Source organism: Oleiphilus sp. HI0080 (assembly GCF_001635135.1).
Window position 1 is genome coordinate 1 of sequence record NZ_LWFU01001091.1, and the last position, 1,221, is coordinate 1,221.

Here is a 1,221-nt window from a genome sequence, read left to right on the forward strand (position 1 = left end):
GCAAGTCCCCAAGGTCCCTGATTTACTAACAAGCAAATCACCTTTTCGGGTCAAATGATTCTTTGTTAGCTTTTTATGTTGTTCTTCAGAGATATATCTTGCATCGTCAAAACTTAGCTCACCGGTATTAATGTCTTTTGCTCGAACCAGAGGAAAACCATTTNTCCCTTCTATATAGTCAACCTTAGAAGTCAGGCCAAGAAATAGGTCCTCGCATAAGTCTCCCAACTTACTCGATGGAAACCCCTTAGGGTTAGTCACCGGATCTCCAAACATATCCAGAAACACGGCGCGGAGGAATTCGTCGGCGAGTTGGATGGCTTGTTGGCGTTTGCGGCGAATGGCGTCAGCTTTGTCGAGGATGGCGGCGATGCGTTTTTGTTCTTTGAGACTCTTTTCAGGGTCTTCTGGATATGGGAGCGGGATTTCAAAATCCTCAACTATCTTCTTTGATACCTCTTTAAACGTTGCTCCATTCCCTAAAGCCTGTAACTTTTCTGAATACGCCAACATACAGTAGTAAAGATAGATACCATCAACCCCGTCTTGGGGTATTAAGCTTTTAAACCCCTGATTGGTACACATATCTCTACCGGCTATCGCTATGTTCCCAATTGGAGCTCTTGATGTGACTAAAATACTGCCCTTTGGGAGCATATACGTTGCACAGCTCTTAAAGCCCTCAGCAGAAATATATTCCGGAGCGTCTTCTAGTACAGTTCCAAAAAGGTTAGATACGTCTTTTGGGGTCACCCAAGGAACATCAGGCGAGTTCCAATATTCATCAATATTTCTCTTAGGCGTTGCTCCTCCAATTACTTTGCAGCAATCTTTTAACTTCACCATTTGCCAACTCACAGCATCCCCTCCAGCTCATTGAGGTCAGCCATAATGTCATTCTCAAGCGCTTTCAGCTTTCCCAAGATCACCTCCGGATCTTCGTATTCTTCTTCCTCGTAAACCACGTCTTTGTAGCGGTTAATGGAGAGGTCGAATTTGTTGCTCGCTATATCTTTGGCATCAACGACAAAGGCTTTTTGAGTCTTGTCACCAAAAACGTTACCGATATCTTCTGATGAGGCGTTCGACTCAACTAGCTCTCGATATTGCTTCCAGTTGGCAATAGCATCGGGCAGGTCGTTGCTGTCTTCACCTTTCAGCTCTGTACGCTTGTCGTCTAGTGAATAGCCGTCGGCTTGCAGGTCGTAAAACCAGACGCGC

At 45.1% G+C, this 1,221-nt stretch carries 1 protein-coding gene and 1 pseudogene; both read right to left on the minus strand.

The window, feature by feature from the left end; genetic code table 11:
* Positions 1-858, minus strand: an 858-nt coding sequence (locus A3751_RS20030) for a restriction endonuclease subunit S (RefSeq protein WP_068458680.1), incomplete at its 3' end; no start/stop codon positions are given.
* A pseudogene (locus A3751_RS20035) lies at positions 855-1,221 on the minus strand (N-6 DNA methylase); the annotation flags it as partial. The gene A3751_RS20030 and the pseudogene A3751_RS20035, both read right to left, overlap by 4 nt.